Source organism: Zobellia nedashkovskayae (assembly GCF_015330125.1).
Lineage (GTDB): Bacteria > Bacteroidota > Bacteroidia > Flavobacteriales > Flavobacteriaceae > Zobellia > Zobellia nedashkovskayae.
The window spans coordinates 4,233,836-4,254,413 of the sequence record NZ_JADDXR010000002.1; the positions used below are offsets into that span (position 1 = coordinate 4,233,836).

The following is a 20,578-nucleotide window of genomic DNA, read 5'->3' on the forward strand; positions in this document are numbered from 1 at the left end:
TCTGCTCTTTAAAATAGGCATGAAGCTACTATATTTGGGGTTAAGCACCAAGAATTTACTAGAAAGACTTTTACTCACCAAATAACTTTAACAAGCGTTTTTTATAGACGTAATTGAAAAAATCCACCTAAATTTCAATGAGATTACGCCAACTGCTTATTTAGTACAGTCAAATTTTTATAATCTGGTAATTGAGGTCTACTTTTTAGTCCGTCTTGTATTACTTTCAAAACCCTGTCTCGTTCTTTACCTTGTAATGGAAGTCTTGGTTTTCTCACAACTTCGGTACCAATGCCTGTAGCAACTTCAGCCAACTTAATATTCTGAACCAATTGCGGGCTTATATCTAGCTCTAATAATGGTAGGAACCATCGGTAAATCTCAGTAGCTTCGATGGTGTAACCAGCTTTGGCCAGTTCATAAATAGCAACGGTTTCTGCTGGAAAAGCACAAACAAGACCTGCTACCCAACCATCGGCACCCATAAAGAGACTTTCTAAAGCTAATGGGTCTACTCCCGTTAAAATGCTTAAATCGGTACCAAATTCATTACGCAAACGTCCAATATTTATGATATCTCTTGTTGACTCTTTTACCGCCGTGATGTTTTTTAATTCAAGTAGTTCTTTAAACATGCTTACGGTTACTTCAATTTTATAATCTACAGGATTATTATAAATCATAATAGGAAGCTCGGTACTACTGGCTATTTCTTTGAAATATTGAACGGTTTCATTATCCGTAGATTTATAGCGCATTGGAGGAAGAATCATAAGTCCGTCTGCACCGCTATCTTCAGCATCTTTAACCGCTTGAAGGGCAACTTTCGTTGCCTGTTCTGCAATAGTCATTATAACAGGAATCTTACCGTTAACTATCTGAACTGTTTCTTTTATAAGTACCTTTTTTTCATCTGCAGTTAAAGTACTTGCCTCACCAAGAGAACCTCCTAAAACAATTCCGTGAACCCCAGCTTCTAGTTGAGCTTCTATATTGGTACGGAACATCTTTAGATCAAGCGTATCATCTTCATTAAATTTTGTAGTCACCGCTGGCATAACACCTTTCCATTCAAATTTCATTTGGTCAATTTTTAATTACACCCTCAAAATTAATAGAAGAAAGTGAGTACTAATTAGAGCATATTATCAAAATTATATACTATATTATCCATCATTAAACCAATATACCTACTATTTGACTTAAATACGCTTAATTTATACAATGAAAGTACATCCTTTTCAAATTCCAAAACCGCTACACCAGAATCTAATAGTTCAGGTAGACAGGGAGATGGTTTTCTATGATAAACTGCATCAGCATGCAGAAATACAACTAACTCTAATTGTTAAAGCAAAAGGAAAATTGATTGTTGGCGATAGCATTCACCCATTTGAGGATGGCGATTTTTTTGTGATTGGTCCTCATAGTCCGCATTTATTCAAAAATGATAGTACAGATGAAATGGCCCATAGAATTTCATTATTCTTTACGGAAACTACTTTTGGCGAATCATTTTTTGAATTACCAGACTTGGAGGAGTTACACCCCCTTTTTAATGTTTCAAAAGAAGGCTTTCAGGTTTTAGGTGATACGAAAGATATTCAAAATGCTATGAAACAGCTTCCTAATTTGCAAAAACTGGAGCGTTTCATTTGCTTTTTCAATTTACTAAAAAACCTGTGTTATGCAGATAAAAAGACCTTGACAAACTTTGTATCCTCAAAGAAAATGGGGAGTTCCCAAGGAGAACGTATGCAAACTATTTTTGATTACGTGGTAACTCATTTTCAGAATGAAATTAATTTAGATACAGTATCAAGCAAAGTACATATGACACCCAATGCCTTTTGTAAATTCTTTAAACAGCATACCAATAAGACCTTTTTTCAATTCTTGATAGAGCTTCGTATAGAGCATGCGTGTCAATTATTAAACCGAGGAGACGACCAAAACTCTATTCTAGAAATTTCAGAACAATCCGGATTTTCATCGATTTCTAACTTCAACAGACAATTCAAAAAATTAAAAGGTGTGATTCCTTCACGGTTTGCTGCGCAACAAAAAAATAAAAAATCTACTTAAAACTGTATTTAGTTCTTAGTAACACCAAACTTATAAATACAATAAGACGTGTATGTTTCTCCTGGGTCTAATCGTGTACTAGGAAATTCAGGATGGTTAGGCGAATCTGGAAAATGTTGTGTTTCTAAACAAAAAGAACCTCTGCGCTCATAAACATTACCACTTTTGCCAATATCAGAGCCATCTAAAAAATTACCTGTATAAAACTGGACTCCAGGTTCAGAAGTATAAACCTCTAAAGTACGACCGCTAGTAGGCTCTACAACCCTAGCTGCAAAAGTCAAGCCTTCGCGGTTTTTAGGCACTTCACTTAGAACTAAGTTATGATCGTAACCATTACCCAATTCAATTTGGTCATAATCAGTTTCAATATCCTTTCCTATAAGTTTTGGTGCTCGAAAATCAAAAGGAGTACCTGCCACATCTCTCAATTCTCCAGTTGGAATCAAGCCCTTATCCACCGGCGTGAATTTATCGGCATTCAATTGCACCACATGATCATAAACGTTACCCTTACCTTCTCCTTTAAGATTAAAGAATGAATGATTGGTAAGGTTTACATACGTGGGCTTATCCGTCTTTGCTTCGTAGCTTATTTGTAATTCATTATCATTTGTTAGTACATAACTAACCCTAACCTCTAGATTACCAGGGTAACCTTCTTCCATATCAGGAGATGTGCGGCTAAAGCTAATTGCATTTTTAGACTGTTCCACAACTTTCCAAACTACACTTTCAAATCCTACTTCTCCTCCGTGAAGGTGATTTTCATTGTTATTTATAGCTAAATCATACAATTTACCATCTAAAGAAAATTTTCCTTTAGCAATACGATTTCCATATCTACCGATTGTAGCACCATAAAAATTCTTTTTCGCCCTATAGTCTTTTAAATTATTAAAACCCAGCACTACATCTTCAAAATTGCCGTCCCTATCAGGTATATATAAAGAAACCAAACGTTGCCCGTAGTTGGTAAAAGTAACTTCCATTCCATTGGCATTGGTCAGAGCATAGAACTTTACCGAATCTCCTTCTATAACTGTAGTAAAATCTTGGGGGTTAATATTCTTCTCGTATTTTGCTTTTGGCAGCTCGGAAACGGATTCGGTCATTTTTTCTTTTATAATTTGATTACAGGAAAGGTTAATGGTTCCTGCTAAGCTACAGGCTATTAGTAGTTTTAAAATTCTCATATCAATAAGTACATCTGGATTTGGTCAAACCTCAGGCAAGTTAACTAAAAAAGTAATAAACCAACACACGAAATTATTGCCTAGCCAGCAGACCTGTTCTATTTGTTTTCGTTAATTTTGGGAACTTTTGAAAGCATAACTCATATAACATGAAAAAACTCATTATCCTTGCCATAGGATTGGCTATGGCCTGCAACTCATCACAAACAACTGTTTCTGATGGCGATAAAAACGCAGTTGCCAAACCTACCAGTACCCCTGAAACTTTCGCAGAAACTATTACCGAAAGTGAACTTAAAGAACACCTTTACACCTACGCTTCCGATGAATACGAAGGAAGGGAAACCGGGAAACCAGGTCAGAAAATGGCTGTAGAATACCTAAAGGCACAGTATGAAAAAATGGGTATTCCTGCCGCACAGGAAAACGGAAATTATTTTCAAACAGTACCGCTTCAAGTCAGCCAATTACCTTCTGGCTCTCTTACAATTGATGGTAAAGAGTACCCACTAGGAGACGATTTCCTTACTTTTTCTAAAGCAGAAGGAACTTATGATAATATTGTCTACGTTGGCTATGGTATTGAAGAAGGTGATTATTCCGATTACAAAGATATTGATGTTAAGGACAAAGTGATCTTGGTTAAATCTGGTGAACCAATAGCTGCTAACGGAAACTACCTTTTATCCGGTTCCTCAGAAAAATCTATCTGGAGCAACATGTCAGAATCTTTAGGGAAACGTCTAGAGCTAGCTACTTCTAAAGGAGCTAAAGGCATTCTTTATTATGATGAAACTAACTTTGCACGTTTTAAAAGTAGATTTGAATGGATGAAGACCAACGAAAGTGGCAGAATGGAACTGGCCAAAGACGATTCTGATGAGTTTTTTAACTTCTTAATCGATGCAAAATTGGCAAAAGCAATTTTACCAAGTATTTTATCTGATAACAAACCGAAAAGTTTAGCTAAAAAACTTACTGTTGATGTCAAAAGTGAAAATGGCGATATTGAGTCGGAAAATGTAGTTGCTATATTAAAAGGTTCTGAAAAGCCTGATGAATACTTAGTGATTTCATCTCACTTGGACCACATTGGTATTACTGGAGATGGCGAAATAAACAATGGTGCGGATGACGATGGTTCTGGAACCGTTGCCCTTTTAGAAATTGCACAAGCTTTTAAAAAAGCTGCCGATGCCGGACAAGGACCAAAACGATCAGTAGTTTTTCTACATGTTACAGGTGAAGAAAAAGGACTATTAGGTTCTCAATACTATACAGATATAGATCCAATATATCCATTAGAAAATACTGTTGCCAATCTTAATATTGATATGATCGGCCGTATTGACCCAGAACGAGATGGTGATCGTAATTATATCTATTTAATTGGTTCTGACAAGCTCAGTACAGACCTACACGAGCTTTCTGAAGAGGTCAACGACAAATACACAAATATTGAGTTGGATTACACTTATAACGACGAGAACGACCCTAATCGTTTCTATTATAGAAGTGACCATTACAACTTTGCAAAGAATAACATTCCTATTATTTTCTATTTTAACGGAACCCACGCGGATTACCACAAACCAGGAGATACGCCAGACAAAATCAACTACGATCTTCTTGAAAATCGTACGCGTTTAGTCTTTTACACGGCTTGGGAAGTAGCCAATAGAAACGAACGTTTAGTGGTAGATAAAGCCGCTGAATAAAAATTGCACTAGTAAATAGAAAACCCGCCCTAAACGGCGGGTTTTTTTATGCTTTATTTTAAGGTAATATATAAAACCAAAAAAGCCTTGTCAAAATTGACAAGGCTTTTTATTTCGGGGTGGAAGACCGGTTTCGAACCGGCGACCTCTTGAACCACAATCAAGCGCTCTAACCAGCTGAGCTACAACCACCATTTGTAAGCGGTGGCAAAGATACTTTTTTTCATGTAATCTTTCAAAATAAAACTTCGGTTATTTTTATACCCTATCTATATTCTTTACTTGAACAGCTTGACAGTGAATGTCTAAACGCTAATAAAAAATTGAAAAACATCGTTAAAACACACGTTACTCTCGTTAAAACACACAATTTTTAGCGTTTCACAACAATTTTTAGAGATTTCAACAGTATGTAGATACATTAGATGAATAATTAATTTTAGAAATGCTTTTTGTCAAAATCCATTCTTTGACCTCCAACCTACTTTCCAAATTAGCCATTTTGCTTTTTGGCTTACTTGTATTGTCCACAACAAATATAAGTGCGCAACAAGAAGCTAAGGATAGCTTGCAAACACTCATTAAAGAATTAAGAAGCACACCTAATTTTTCTATTAAAGATACCACCCATATAAATCTACTCAACCATTTAGGGCGTGAATTAAGGTTTTTCAATACGGACAGTCTTTTATTGCTCTCACAACTCGCCTTAGATTATAGTAAATCTTCTAATTACAAAAAAGGAGAAAACTATGCTCTATTAGGATTAGGGAATTACTATTCAGATCAGGGTAACCATACCAAAAGTATGCTCTATTTTAAAAATGTTCTTTCCATGAGTATCGTCTCAAAGGATATAGAATTGAGATTAAGGGCACAAAACAACCTTGCTTCAGAATTTGCTTATATAGGAGATTATGCAAAATCATTAATTTACTATTTAGAAGGTATAGATATCGCAAATGAAAACGATAGCAAATTCTGGCTATCTATATTTAATGAAAATGTTGCTAACCTATATGCATCACAAAATGATTTTGTTCAATCCTTAGAATTCTATAAAAAAGTAAAAAAAATTAACGAAGAGATAGGGAATGAATCAATCTCTGCTGAAACTATGAGTAACATAGCCTCTATTTATGCGGATACGGGAGAATTGGAGCATGCGATGTATAATGCTAATACCAGCATAGCTATTTTTGAAAAAACAAAAAAAATAGAATGGCTTGCCTATGCTTATGCCACGAAAGCTAAAATCTATTTAAAAGACAACAAATTTGAATGGGCCCTCTACTGGTATAGACAAAGTGAAATGCTCCATGAAAAAATTCAGGACGATCGTGGTGAAATCGAAATGCTCAATGGTATGTCTCAAGCCTATTTAGGCTTAGGCAATGATGCGATGTCTGAAACATATGCATTAAATGCTTATGCTATTTCTCATAGAATTAAAGACATGGAAGGCTCTAAGCAATGTGCCAAAACATTGTATCAAGTAAATAAGAACAAAGAAGATTATACAGAAGCTTTAAAGTACCACGAGATATATCAATCATTATCCGATACTTTATATAGAAATGAAAACAAAAAGAGTCTAACCATGCTTAAAACCAAAATGGAGCATGAAAAACAGAAAGTAGACCTTATTAAAGAAAACACCAAGCAACTAGACACACAGAGAGCTTATGTAAATGTTGCTTTGGGTATTCTTTTAATTTTTATTATCGTAACTCTATTAGTTTTCAGAAGTGAGAAAGTTCAAAAGAACTTGAATTCAGAACTCCAGAAAAAACAAGAAGATTTAAAACTGAACGAACTTGAACTGCATGAAATTAATCGCACAAAAGACAAGTTGTTTTCAATTATTGGTCATGACCTTCGCGGACCAATAGCTGCTTTTCAAGGGCTTTTAAAACTATTTAAAGATGGTGAAATAGAACAAAATGAGTTTATGGGTTTTATGCCTAAACTTTCTAATGATATAGACCATATATCGTTTACACTCAACAATCTTTTAACATGGGGCCAAACCCAAATGAACGGTGCTGTTACTAAAGCAGAAGTAGTAGCTTTAGAGACGGTGGTCAAAGAAAACATTGACTTATTATCAGAAGTAGCAAAGAACAAATCCATTCGTCTTATAAATCATTTAGAAGCAAAGACATTGACTTGGTCAGATACCAACCAAATAGATATTGTTATCAGAAACCTCATCAGTAACGCCGTGAAATTTACTCCCGAAAATGGTATGGTAACTATTACCGCCATTGAGAAAAAGGACCAATGGCAAGTCTCTATTCGTGATACTGGCATAGGTATGAACCAAGATACCATCGATAAAATATTTTCAGATAATTCTACCTTAACGACCTATGGTACAAACAATGAAAAAGGTACCGGCCTAGGACTATCCTTATGTAAGGAAATGATAGAGAAAAACAACGGCAAAATCTGGGTAGAAAGCCTATTGAGAAAGGGAAGTACCTTTCATTTTATTCTACCCAAAGCTAAAGACAAATACCAAAGGACCGCCTAAATAAGATCATCTATATTACTAACTGCAACAAAACGCTCTGTAGTAAATCCCTCAGCATACTCTACTCCTACCAATCTTCCTAAATCTTTGGCTCTGTAATTTACACTTTCAATAAAGTTTCTACTACTTATTGGTGTTTCGGGCTCCTTACTAGTAGGGTCATGAAATTGTGATGAATAGGCCAAAATGGCTTCCGTTTTCTTTTCAATGAATTCTGAAACATCTACAACAAAATCCGGTTCAATATTTTTCCATTGAATATAATGGTAAACTACCTTTGGTCTCCACTGTGCCTGATTTGCTTCTTCACCCTCTACCTGGGTTTCAATCTTTATCAACCCACTTAAAAAACAAGCATCACTCACTAGATTACTTCCTTTACCATGGTCTATATGACGATCATCTATTGCATTACATAAAACAATATCCGGTCTATATTTCCGAACCATCTTAATAATCTGTAATTGATGTTCTTTATCGTTAATAAAGAAACCATCTGCAAAACCTAAGTTCTCCCTAGCCGATACTCCTAATATTTTAGCAGCGGCGGCAGCTTCATTATCCCTAATTTCCGCAGAACCTCGAGTACCAAGTTCACCACGGGTCAAATCTATAATGCCTACTTTTTTACCACTTGCTATGGCTTTGGCAATGGTAGCTCCGGCACCAAGTTCTACATCATCTGGGTGAGCACCAAAAGCTAATATATCTAATTTCATTCTATTTTATTGAGTATTGTTCTTTCTTCAGGCTAAATGCTACTAACTAGTCGCTACTATATTACCAGACCTTACTTTTTTTAATGCTTGTTCTATATCTGCAATTAAATCTTCTGGTTCCTCTATGCCTACAGAAAACCGGATTAAGCCATCTGCAATACCTTGCTTAGCTCTCTCTTCTGCACTCAAAAGAGAATGTGATGTTTTTGTGGGAGAAAGAACAGTACTCTCTACCCCTGCCAAACTCATGGAAGATTTTATTAATTGTAGTTCTTTTTGAAATTGATTTGCATCATAGTCTTCATGAAGCTCAAAAGATAACATTCCTCCAAAACCTTTCATTTGCGCTTTTGCCAATTCATGCTCCGGATGACTCTTTAGGCCTGGGTAGTATACTTTTGTGACCGCTTCATTCCCTTCTAGATATTCTGCCATATGCTGGGCATTTATATTTTGAGCTTTCACCCTCAAGCCCATCGTCTTTAAACTCCTTTCCAATAACCAAACAGTATAATCACTAAGACTACCTCCAAAGTTCTTTGCTAACCCAAAAATCCTATGGATATTCTCCTCGGAAGATGCAACTGCTCCTGCTAGAATATCTGAATGACCGCCCATATACTTAGTGGCACTATGTATTACCACATCAATACCAAAGTCTATGGGATTCTGATTAACAGGACTAGCAAACGTATTGTCTATCATAGAAACCAAGTTATGCTTCTTGGCTAGTTTGCTAATAGCATCTAAATCGGTTATCGTCAATAGCGGATTAGAAGGTGTTTCTATGTAAATGACCTTTGTATTTGAACGAATCTCTTTTTCAAAATCCTCAGCTTGCCATCCTTCGGTAAATGAATATTCTATACCAAACTTCTCAAATTCCTCTACAACTAGATTGTAAGTTCCTCCATATAGTACTTGCTGAAGTACAATATGATCACCAGCTCTAAGAAAAGCCATTAAGGTTGTTGTAATAGCTGCCATACCACTTCCGAATATAAGACCGGCTTCTGTATGCTCTAATGCAGCAATCTTTTTACATAAGGCCTCTTGGTTAGGTGTATTAAAGTACCTAGGATACCTTTTTACATCTACATCTTCAAAAGCATACGAACTACTCATGTAAAGTGGAGAAATTGCCCCTTTAAACTGTTCGTCTCTAACTTCCCCTACGTGGGTACAAATGGTATTAAGTCCTATTTTCTTATGCTGCATAATTTCAAAAATTTAGAAAGATCAAGTTACAAAAAGAGTATTAGACACTCACCTTTTTCCAGTTGCCTTTTTTAAACCAAATCATAGAAATTATTGCCAGCAGCACCTCAGCTGCAGTAATAGCAATAAATACACCCATGGGACCTAAATTAAAAATTATGGCCATTAGGTACGCAAATGGCAATTGAAATAACCAGAAGGCAATGAGATTAATTTTTGTTGGCGTCCCTGTGTCGCCCGCACCGTTAAAAGCTTGAGTGACGACCATACCATAGGCATAGAATATATACCCTACAGCAATAATCTGCAGACACAAACCTCCATTCTCCACTACAACAGGATTGGCACTGAACCAACCAACAATATCATATGAAAAGAATAGATAAACCAAAGAAACAGCCCCCATAAAATACGCATTGTATTTTCCCGTCTTCCAAACCGAAGTTTCTGCACGATCGGGCTGCTGAGCACCAAGGTTCTGCCCCACCAATGTAGCTGCTGCATTACTCATACCCCAAGATGGCATTAAAGTGAATAACATTACTCGGATAGCAATTGTATAACCAGCTAGCACCTCACTGCCAAACTCTGACATCATACGCATAAGAAATACCCAACTAGAAGTCCCTATTAGAAATTGAGCAATTCCCCCAAGTGAGACTTTAATAAGATTTAGCATTACGCTAAAGCGAATAACCATATCCTTAAAGCCGATTTGTATGCGGCTCCACCCAAAGAACAATACAGCCAATTGAAATAGCACAGCTGTACCTCTGCCTATATTAGTAGCTATAGCAGCTCCCATAACACCATACTCTGGTATGGGTCCCCAGCCGAAAATAAAGATAGGGTCCAGTATAATGTTGAGTCCGTTGGAAAGGACTAAGGCCCACATGGCAACGGAAGCATCACCTGCCCCTCTAAATATGGCATTAATCAAGAACAAAAGTAGAATGGTAATATTACCTCCTAATAGGAGTTTTGTGTATCCAGAGCCCTCGGCTATTAAGTCGGGTTCTGCCCCCATTAGTCCAAGTATATCCTCGGCATATAAAAATCCAAAGAATCCTACGATTATAGAAACCAGAACTCCCAGTGCTATTGCCTGTACAGCAGCTTCCTGAGCGCCCTTAATATCCTTTGCCCCTATCCTTCTGGCAACGATAGCTGTTGCGGCCATACTCAAACCTATGGCTACCGCATAAACCAAAGTAACTACGGATTCTGTTAAGCCAATAGTAGCTACGGCATTTACACTTACCTGTGAGACATAAGCAATATCTACAATGGCAAAAATGGATTCCATCATCATCTCCAAAATCATGGGGATGGAGAGCATAAAAATAGCCTTGCGGATACTTCCAGTGGTAAACTCTGTTTCTTTACCTGTAACGGCAACTATAAAGTACTGAAACAGTCTTTTAAATGTGATTCTATTTAAGTGTGGCATTTGAAATGAAATTATGTTGATGAAAAGAAAAGCATGTCTTAACCGAACGAAGAAAGCTCGATTAATTTATAGGCGAAAACCTAGCGACATTTTTACGAAACATAATTTCTATTACTTCATGATTGCGCAAAGATGCAAAAAAAAAGGTGTTGAGTCTATTTAAAAAGTAGAGAAAATATAACCGTTTCAAGTATAACATGCTCAAAATGAACACCTATTACACTTGAAACGGTATGTATTACTTAATATTTAGGATATTTTACCTCCTCAATTTTGAAGAAATATAACACCTCAACATTTTCTATTTTAATTCCAGTTCTTTGATTTCTATATCAGATGTACCTCGTATAGCCTCATAGTCTGCAATCAATTCCTGAAGTTTTTCTGGATTCTCTTTTGCCACGTTTTTAGTCTGTCTCAAATCTTCCTTAACATTATACAACTGATATTCGCTATCGTTACCCAGCTCTATATTAACCTGAGTATTTACAGCTGCACCTTTGTATGGCGGAATCATAGCCCAATCTCCTTTTCTAAGTGCTGTTCTAGAACCTGCTTCTAACACTAATTCCGTTCTACCTTTATCCGTTTTACCTAAAAAAGTGTCTAGAAAATTCTCACTATCCTCACCTTTTTTATCACTACCCGCTAAAGCAGCCATTGAAGTCAATAAATCTACCTGACAAACCAAAGCATCTGATTTACCTGGAGCTATCTTTCCTTTCCAATAGGTAATAAAAGGAACACGAGTACCCGCTTCAAACAAACTATATTTTCCACCACGTAAAACACCTGCTGGCGTATGCTTACCAAGTTTTTCTTCAGAGTCATCATAATACCCATCATTTACAACAGGACCGTTATCACTAGAAAAAACAATCAACGTATTTTCTAAAAGACCTTGTGCCTCTAATGTCTTCATGAATTCACCTACAACCCAATCCGCCTCAAGAATAACATCTCCACGAGGGCCCATTACGGATTTACCTGCAAAACGAGGGTGTGGTGTACGCGGTACATGTGGTTGCTGTAAAGCATAGTATAAAAAGAAAGGCTCATCTTTATGATCCGTTACATAAGCTTGTGCTTTAGCCAAAAAGTGATCAGCCATATCAACGTCTGTCCATTTTGCAGCTTCACCACCTTTCATGTAACCAATACGTGGTATTCCGTTTACGATACTATTATTATGACCATGGTGCCATTTCATAGTAGTCAACTCTGGGTTATCCAAACCTGTTGGCTCTCCTTCAAAGTTCTCTTTATAACTTACTTCTATAGGATCGTTTGGATCTAAACCATCTACGTTACCATTATCTATATATACAGTTGGCACTCTGTCTTGAGTAGCAGCTAATATATACGAATAATCAAAACCAACTTCATTTGGCCCAGGAGATACTCTCTCGTTCCAATTTACGTTACCGCTACCTAAGCCTAAGTGCCATTTACCAACTATACCCGTAGCATAGCCCTTTTCTTTAAGCACTTTAGGAACAGTAAGCTGATCCGTACTAATAATTAAAGGCGCTGTTCCCGGAAGTATTTTTGCATCTTTATTTCTCCAAGGATATCTACCCGTAAGAATAGCATATCTACTTGGCGTACATGTTGCCGATGTAGCATAACCATTAGTAAACTGAACTCCTCCCTCTGCCAAGGCATCAATATTAGGGGTACTTAGCTGCGTTGCTCCATATGAACTTAGGTCTCCATAACCTAAATCATCCATGTAAATGAAAACAATATTAGGTTGTTTTGGACTTTCGTCTTTAACTACCGTTTTTTCCTCCTTCGACTTACAGCTGGATAACATTAGTAAAAAGATGGTGCCAGTTAAAAAATAATTTCTAAAACTTGTCATGAACAGTTTGGTATTTATAAAATTAATTTACTCTCAAATTTATTCTTTTTTTGCTTAGACAGAAATGGTCTTTTTAGGATCAATGGTTATTTCTATACCACTTATGGTTTTTTCCGTAGCTCCTTCACCTATAATAAGGGTGTACTTTCCTAATTCATAAACTGACGGCGTATACGTATTACCTTTAATCCGCATGACATGGACCAGCTCTTTGGTATCGTCATTAATAATTTTAAGTAATTGATTGGCCGATTTTACTTCCAATTTAGGAAGATAACCTATTGGCCTTCGCCCATCATTATCCGATTGTTGAATCGTAAGTGGCCATCCTGGATAAGTGTTATTCTCTGACATGATATCAAGATTAGCTAAAAACCGAAAAGCTTCCATTTTTATAGTTCTTTCTGTTGTGTCAAAAGTAACTATGCCATAACCTGAAGCCTTTTTCTGAGCTTTCTGGTAGCGATCAAATTCTTCTTCAAAGTCATCAGTAGGATTACCAACGGCATAGATATAGTTATCATTCCCGAATCCGTCACGGTAGCATCCTGTATTTGGTAAACCATGCGCCGGTCTATCGGTAAAAGGCACGTTGACTGAATCTGGCTGTCCCCATCTTGGATATCCTGTAGAAATAGCGGGCGTACAGAACGTCCAACCTCCATCTCTTGGCTCGTTAATACTGTATTGAACTACAAAAGGTAAATGCTGGTCTCCATTAATGTGAAAAGCACACGCCTTTCTTATCGTTTCAACTACTTTGTCTCTTCTAGATTTTGGCCATCCACCAGAATCAAGGTCTCCAAATAAAAATTCCTTCTCCGGTCCGTGGTGCGTACCCACATTAGAAAATAGCGTTTGACTAAGCAATACTTTCATATTTACTCCTTCCCAATCCGCAACCCAATCGTTTAAAAACTCTAGTTGGCGTTGCCCCATAAAATTAAGGTCGGCAGATTCTAACTCTCCTGGTTTTGCCGGCGAAGTCAAGTGATCTATTCTCCCCTCACCTGCTCTCACCATTTCAGGACCCGATTTAAAAAGGCGATCACTAACAACGGCAAAACTAACCTTACCATAAACCAAGTGCGTATACCACGTACTAATATTTGATTTCATTGGAGCCTGATCATATGCTTCTGGCATATGACCACATTGGGTCTTATTAACGACATTTACAAAATTTGGAGTTTGCACTAAACCTCCGTGAGCATCTCTCACTTTCTCCCATTCCTCAAAAGTAATTCCTTCTCCTCCTTCTCCCCATAGATTACCTTGATATACATCATGATCATCTGGCGTACAAATACAAGGTCTGTTTCTTAATACATCACCAAAAGCCCAACCAAACATATACCATTTACCCAAATAGTTGAGAATGGCTTTATCTTCTGGTTGCCTCTTAATAGGATAACCTCCGTTAGCTTCATACAGCTGATCACCAGAAAAATAAAGTATATCAGGATTAGACTTATCTAGGTTCTCTACTAAGGGGCGATAGGGAAATCCCATGGCATGCTGACAAGTAAGTCCGCCAAAGGTTAAAGGTCTATCTAAAGGTTCTTTGCGAATAACTCCCTCATAAGTATGTCTTTCTTTATCTATGTTATAGCGTAAACGATATTTAATATCTTCTGAAGAATTCCAATCCTCAATGGAAAAAACCGAGGTAAACGAAACTGGATCAATTTGAGATTTCTCATCTTTTATCCATTTTCCATTTCTTAAAAACTGTAATTCTACTTTTTGAGAATCTTTTACTCCTACTGGCGGAAGCTGTGCAGTAAGTTTCAATTTACCTTGTGATAAGGTATACATAGCCCATAAAATAGGTCCAAAACTATTGTCCGGTTTGTATTGGACTTTTGAACCTGAAAATTCAATATCTTCCCACCAAAAGGTACTTTCTCCTTTTTCACTGCCCTTATTCTCCAGAGCAACAAGTCCATCTAGATTCCCTTTTACAGTATTCTTTAATGTTATATTTTTTCCTGCTGCATCAGTCGCTTTAAGTTCAAGCTGTGTTTCTCCTCCCTTATTATGCCCTTTTAACTGAAGTGAAATATTTCCAAAGTCAAATCCGCTAGGTAGCGCTTCTGTCTTCTTATCAATATAAATATCTCCTTCCAGATTTACGCCTACGGAAATACCTTTACCAAAGTAACAAGCTGCTTTAACGCTGTTGGGATCTGTGTAATCTTTTATTCCAACGGAAAAACCAACACCTCCCTTTTTACCTTTGTCCTCAAGTAACCCCAGATTTCCTGTAAACTCAAAGTCTCCTTGGTTCTCCCCTAGTACATGAGTTAATATGTGAAGCCTTGATTGCTTCTCTACACCTGAAAATTCAAGTCGGTTATTTTTAATTTCCCAGTCCTCCATGGGTACGGCCCAAAAGGAACTTCCTATCCACACCCTTTCGTTATACTTTTTGAAGTCTGCCTTAAATGGTGAATTGACCAAATCTGATGTAGCTAAGTTTGTAAACACCATTTCTTTTGCAAGAATGGGGTTAAAAGGACTTGCCAGCATGGGCACGGCAAGTCCTAAGTTTTGTATAAATTTTCTTCGTTTGATTGTCATTAGCTAGTTCCCCAATTTTGGATTAACATTCACCTCAGATTCTGGAATAGGCCAAACATCATCAACCCCTTTTCTAAAATTCTTTGTGGTAACGTACCAACGCGACTGTGGGTCTATTTTCTTAGAAGTAGTTGGATATAAAGTGGAATTAGGAAAAGGAGCTCCCCAGAAATCACCAACCAAAACCTCGTCACCAATATCCCATCTAATGATGTCCCAAAGACGTTGACCTTCAAATGCTAATTCAATTCTTCTTTCATTTCTAAGAATAGGACGAAGCGTTGCTGCATCTGTTTCCGTTATTGGAGGCAATCCAACCGAAGCTCTTCCTCGTACCGCATTAATGGTCTCATCTAACAATTGCTGTGTAATAGGGTTCCCCGCTTCAAGTTCAGCTTCTAAATAACTCAATAGAACTTCGGCATATCTAATAATTGGAACGTTTCCGCCGTAATCAGATTTTAAATTTCCACTAAAAGATTCATCAAAAAACTTTCGTAATCCATACCCTGTTCTAGTTGCCTGCTTGGAATATGTTAACTGATCTAAAGATTCTGTACTATCCGGGTTGCAATCATAGATTTTATCTCCAAAAGAAGAACCATCCCAAAGTAGGTTGTATCTAAACCTTGGGTCTCTATTAGCCCCCATATCTGCATAATCAAACTTAGGATCATCATATGATAATGAAGTACCATCGTCAAAACCATAAGCATCTGCCAAACTTCCCAATGGGTTTACAATATGCCAACCAGAAGCTACTGCGGGATACGCATGTTGTGGTAAAGAATTTCCTGCTTGACCTCCAAAATATTGAGTGCCAAAGATATTTTCACTGCTAGCTTCATTAACAGGTGTAAAAAGGGAAGCATAATCAGGGTCAATGATATTCTCGCCCATATCCATAATTTCCTTGTACACTTTAGAAGCTTCTGCAAAATTCTCCTCTCCCAAATACATTCTACCTAAAAAAGCAAGAGCAGCTTGCTTGCTAGCCCTACCCGCTTCAGAACCGGATATTTGACCAAATGAAGGTAAATCTTCCGCTGAAGCTTTAAGCTCACTAATTATAAACGAAACCAATTCTGCTTTTGATGCCTTATCTACATTATTAGCCTCATCAGGCGTTAAGGTAGTTGTAACCAAAGGAGCACTTCCCCAAAACTGAGAAATATAAAAATAAGTGGAGGCACGAAGAAAACGAACCTCGGCAGCCATTCTATCAATTTTTGCCTGTTCCATTTCTACATTACCAATATTCTCCAAAAAGTCATTACAAATAGCTATTCGCTTGTAAGAACCTTTCCAATAGCCGTTTATGACATTGTTGTTTGGCAATAGCGTTCCATCCGTTAAACGATTCTGAGTAGAATTATCTCCTCTACGATCATACGCGTTATCCGTGGCGAATTCCATAAAAACAATACCGCAATAGGTCCACCAATCAGAAGGTACTACTTGCGTACCATATTCAATTGCACCACGGTAAGCACCGGTTAAAGCAATATTTGCATTGGACTCTGATGTCCAAAAATTATCTTTAGCAAAGGCATTGCTAGGAAATTGCTCCAATTCTTTATCGCAGCCAATAAACAAAACCAACGTCATGCTTAAAACAATTAACCTAGAAAAGGAAGGTACGCGACTTATATATGTATATAAAAAATTTGTCATGTTCTAAAATTTTAAATTTAAACCAAAGGTGTACGTAGTTAAAATAGGATAGTATCCACCAGAAGAATTAATTTCAGGATCCCATCCATCTCTATAAGAGTTGAAAGAATGTAAATTCTCTGCTCCTATATACATCCTTAGGTTATCTATGCCTATCAAATCAGTTAAAGAATCAGGAAAATTATATCCTAACTGTACGTTTTTAACTCTTAAATAACCTGCGTTAATTACCCAGTAATCTGATGTAGCCGTGTTTGGCGAGCCACTATTAGTCAATACTTCCAACCTTGGGTAACCAGGATTACGTACGGGATTATTAGCATCAAAACGACCATCCATTTGCCATTTTTGAATATTTCCCAAGTTGAAAAAAGCATAACCGGCATAATTATCCAACATACCTTTTACACCGCTCACCCCCTGTAGGAACAAAGAAAAATCGAAGTTTTTATAATTTAAGTTGATGTTAGCCCCGTAGGTGTATTTTGGAATTCTACTCCCTAGATAAGTCCTATCATAAGTAGGATCTACAATTCCATCAGGTACACCATCTGGACCGCTAATATCCTTATACCTAAAATCCCCTGCTTGAGAAGTAGGATTTACAGCACTTTGATCTGGCCAGCTAGAAGTTTCTGCATCATTTAAGAACACACCATCTGTTTTATAACCATAGTACATCTGCATTGGATAACCTATAAAAAGGTCTGAACCGTTACCTACAAAGCCATTTGGTTGCTCTACATTACCTAAACCTAGAGTTACCACTTCATTGTTTATTACGGAAAAGTTTCCATTAATGGAATAGCTAAAATCACCTTTGCTGCCTCTATGTCCTAAATCGAATTCCCAACCTGTATTCTTAACTGCCCCTGTATTAGTTTCACTTATACCTACACCAAGCACGGAAGACACACTAGATGATGGTTTAAAGAGTACATCTGTAGTATTCCTTCTAAAATAGGTCGCGTTAAAAGTTACCTTTCCATCAAAAAGTCCCGTTTCAATACCTATATCGGTAGTTTCTGTTGACTCCCATTTAATATTCGCATCACGGTAATTAGAGTATGCAGCTCCTGTAGATAATCCGCCACCCAAAGCGTAATCACGCCCTGAAGCCAATACAGTTTGATACGGGTAGTTACCAATGTTCTGGTTACCTAAAATACCCCAAGAAGCTTTGAACTTTAAATTTGACAACCAATTAACATCTTCCAAGAAAGTTTCTTGAGAAGCTCTCCAACCTACCGCGGCGGCAGGAAAAACAGCATACTTATTGTTTTTAGGAAATCTTGACGAACCATCATAACGAAGTGTGGCTTCAAAAAGATAACGTTCATCAAAACTATATTTTAACCTAGAAAAGAAAGATTGTAAAGCCCATTCAGAATCAAAACCCGCAGACTGTTGGTTCTCCGCACTCCCTAAATCTAATACCGTATAATCGTTACTTGCAAAATCTTGACGGTATCCATTGAAAAACGAAAATTCTTCATTTTCAAAAGAGTATCCTCCTAAAAGACTAAAGTCATGAACACCAACTTCCTTAGACCACTCTCCTGTAAATTGCAGTGTTTTGTAAATCTCTTTATTACTATACTGATTTAAATATGATTGGCCGAGGTAAATTTCCTCATTAAGACGTTGCGATGCATAGTAAGAACGTTCCTCGTTCAAAGTAAAGTTATATCCACCTATTGCAGAAAATGTTAAATCATCGGTAGGCTTATAATCCAACTTTACATTTACACCTGCCTTTGTTTTTGGATTTTCTAAATAAGATTCAGAAGCCAACCAAGCTACAGGAGTTCCACCGCTCTCAGGTCCAATACCAAAATTACCTTGAGAATCTTGCCCTAAAACTACGGCAGGATATCTTACGGCATTAGACACTAAATCTCCAACAAAACTTCCAGCGTTATTAGCGGCATCGGTTGCTCTATTTGCTTCACTTCTATAGCCCTGTCCTTTGTTCCCAGTTACCTGTGGCTCTTCTCTCTTTTCTACAGAACCAAAGAACCGTGTATTCAAATTGAACTTGTCACCAAGTTTGTTGGTAAGATTCATTCGGAAATTGTACCTGCTAAAACTGTTTTTTGGAACAATACCGTCCTGCTCTAAAATACCTACAGAAACATAATACTTGTTCTTTTCATCGCCTCCACTAAGAGTTAACGTGTGCGATGTCTGTACACCATTCTTCGAAAATAAATCATCTAAGAATTTAGTGTTCGGGTAATTATCCAAATCACTTTCTGACTTGTATTTTGAAATGTCATCTGCAGAAAAACTATTACTACCAGAAGCTATATTGTACATCTCCGCATATTCCCAAGAGTTTACAAATTCAGGAAGTTCCGTTGCTGCATTAAAACCTACGTAGCTATTATAATTGATAGAAAACTTATTATCAGCACCATTTTTTGTAGTTATTAAAATTACCCCGTTTGCAGAACGTGCTCCATAAATAGCAGCTGAAGAGGCATCTTTTAATACTGAAATAGATTTAATATCATCCGGATTTATATCGTTCATGCTACCGGCAATACCATCAATCAAGACCAATGCGTCTGGTGTTGCTCCAAAAGAGCCAACCCCTCTTACACTAATATTTCCTCCGCTTTGACCCGGTCTACCAGACCTTTGTACAACTGTAACCCCTGGCATTTGCCCTGTAATGGCTTGTGAAACTTGAGTAACAGGTCTATTTTCTATGTCTTTGGAAGACACCTGAGAAACGGAACCAATTACGTTCACCTTCTTTTGAGTACCAAAACCAACCACAACTACTTCTTCCAAGCCTGCGGCACTTTCTACCAATTTTATAGTTAAAGTAGTTTGTCCATCAACCGGAATTTCTTTGGTGGCAAAACCAATATAGGAAACCACCAAAATAGCATCATCAGAACTAGGCTCTAGACTAAAATTACCATCAAAATCTGCGGTAACCCCATTTGTCGTTCCTTTTTCCACAACATTGGCGCCTGCAAGAGGCACTCCCATTTCATCGGTAATGACACCTGTTACATACTGTTGATCTTCAACCAAATTATCTAATACAATTGTTTCAATTGGCACTTTATAAGAAGGGTCATTCTTTAGAACAATCTGGTTTTTCAATAAGGTGTACGTAACACTATTACCAAATACCATTTTTAAAACTTCTTTTATAGGGCGTTTCTCTACACTGAGAGTCACCCTTTTAGCTACGTTTAGCTTTCCCGATTTATAAAAAAACCGGAACTGGCTTTGCGCTTCTATTTTTTTAAGTACACTTTCAATTGTCTCGTTATTGGCCTCTATAGAAACCTTCTTGTTTTGCGCGTATGAATTCGCATGAAGATTGAACAAGGCAAAAGCAAACATTAGAATGGAGATTTTCACTGTGCGATTCTTGTTAAGAATGTTTTTCAATAGAATGAAAAACAATGGTTTTTTTTCCATATTTTTAAAGGATTTTGATTTGTTATTACTAGGATTGAAATCACTATTTGTCGGGGGACGTTGCCGCGTTCCCCGATTTTTTTTGGCTTTA

The 20,578-nt window shown here is 37.2% G+C and carries 12 protein-coding genes and 1 tRNA gene; 3 read left to right on the forward strand and 10 right to left on the reverse strand.

From position 1 onward, the window contains the following. Positions 1 to 143: 143 nt before the first annotated feature. Positions 144 to 1,082: a dihydrodipicolinate synthase family protein gene (locus IWB64_RS17465; protein WP_194535234.1), complete on the reverse strand. Its 939-nt coding sequence runs from the start codon at positions 1,080 to 1,082 to the stop codon at positions 144 to 146. Positions 1,083 to 1,224: 142 nt separating this feature from the next. On the opposite strand from IWB64_RS17465, the gene IWB64_RS17470 reads away from it, so the two are divergent. Then, positions 1,225 to 2,085, forward strand: a complete 861-nt coding sequence (locus tag IWB64_RS17470; protein WP_194535235.1) for an AraC family transcriptional regulator — start codon at positions 1,225 to 1,227, stop codon at positions 2,083 to 2,085. 8 nt (positions 2,086 to 2,093) lie between these two features. Here the strand turns inward: IWB64_RS17470 and IWB64_RS17475 are convergent, their stop codons facing one another. Further along, entirely contained in the window at positions 2,094 to 3,281 is a 1,188-nt protein-coding gene (locus tag IWB64_RS17475; RefSeq protein WP_194535236.1) for an aldose epimerase family protein, read from the reverse strand. Between the two features lie 149 nt (positions 3,282 to 3,430). On the opposite strand from IWB64_RS17475, the gene IWB64_RS17480 reads away from it, so the two are divergent. Next, a complete protein-coding gene (locus tag IWB64_RS17480) occupies positions 3,431 to 4,999 on the forward strand; it encodes a M28 family metallopeptidase (protein ID WP_194535237.1) in 1,569 nt (522 codons plus the stop codon). A 117-nt stretch (positions 5,000 to 5,116) separates the two neighbouring features. Here the strand turns inward: IWB64_RS17480 and IWB64_RS17485 are convergent. After that, a tRNA-His gene (locus IWB64_RS17485) sits at positions 5,117 to 5,192 on the reverse strand. Positions 5,193 to 5,468: 276 nt separating this feature from the next. On the opposite strand from IWB64_RS17485, the gene IWB64_RS17490 reads away from it, so the two are divergent. Then, positions 5,469 to 7,535 (forward strand): tetratricopeptide repeat-containing sensor histidine kinase, encoded by a 2,067-nt coding sequence (locus IWB64_RS17490; RefSeq protein WP_226975925.1) that lies wholly within the window; start codon positions 5,469 to 5,471, stop codon positions 7,533 to 7,535. Here IWB64_RS17490 and bshB1 read toward each other — a convergent pair. From bshB1 to IWB64_RS17525, 7 genes are all read right to left on the reverse strand, one after another. Then, positions 7,532 to 8,254, reverse strand: a complete 723-nt coding sequence (gene bshB1, locus IWB64_RS17495; protein ID WP_194535239.1) for a bacillithiol biosynthesis deacetylase BshB1 — start codon at positions 8,252 to 8,254, stop codon at positions 7,532 to 7,534. The genes IWB64_RS17490 and bshB1 overlap by 4 nt on opposite strands. Positions 8,255 to 8,296: 42 nt before the next feature. Beyond that, positions 8,297 to 9,472, reverse strand: a complete 1,176-nt coding sequence (locus IWB64_RS17500) for a trans-sulfuration enzyme family protein (RefSeq protein WP_194535240.1) — start codon at positions 9,470 to 9,472, stop codon at positions 8,297 to 8,299. Between the two features lie 40 nt (positions 9,473 to 9,512). Then, entirely contained in the window at positions 9,513 to 10,922 is a 1,410-nt protein-coding gene (locus IWB64_RS17505) for an MATE family efflux transporter (RefSeq protein WP_194535241.1), read from the reverse strand. Positions 10,923 to 11,223: 301 nt separating this feature from the next. After that, positions 11,224 to 12,786: a sulfatase family protein gene (locus IWB64_RS17510; protein ID WP_194535242.1), complete on the reverse strand. Its 1,563-nt coding sequence runs from the start codon at positions 12,784 to 12,786 to the stop codon at positions 11,224 to 11,226. 54 nt (positions 12,787 to 12,840) lie between these two features. After that, a complete protein-coding gene (locus IWB64_RS17515; RefSeq protein WP_194535243.1) occupies positions 12,841 to 15,369 on the reverse strand; it encodes an alkaline phosphatase D family protein in 2,529 nt (842 codons plus the stop codon). Between the two features lie 3 nt (positions 15,370 to 15,372). Next, complete coding sequence (locus tag IWB64_RS17520) at positions 15,373 to 17,043, reverse strand: RagB/SusD family nutrient uptake outer membrane protein (protein ID WP_194535244.1); 1,671 nt, start codon at positions 17,041 to 17,043, stop codon at positions 15,373 to 15,375. Positions 17,044 to 17,046: 3 nt separating this feature from the next. Next, on the reverse strand, positions 17,047 to 20,487 hold the full coding sequence (locus IWB64_RS17525) for a SusC/RagA family TonB-linked outer membrane protein (protein ID WP_194535245.1): 3,441 nt from the start codon (positions 20,485 to 20,487) through the stop codon (positions 17,047 to 17,049). Positions 20,488 to 20,578 lie beyond the last annotated feature (91 nt).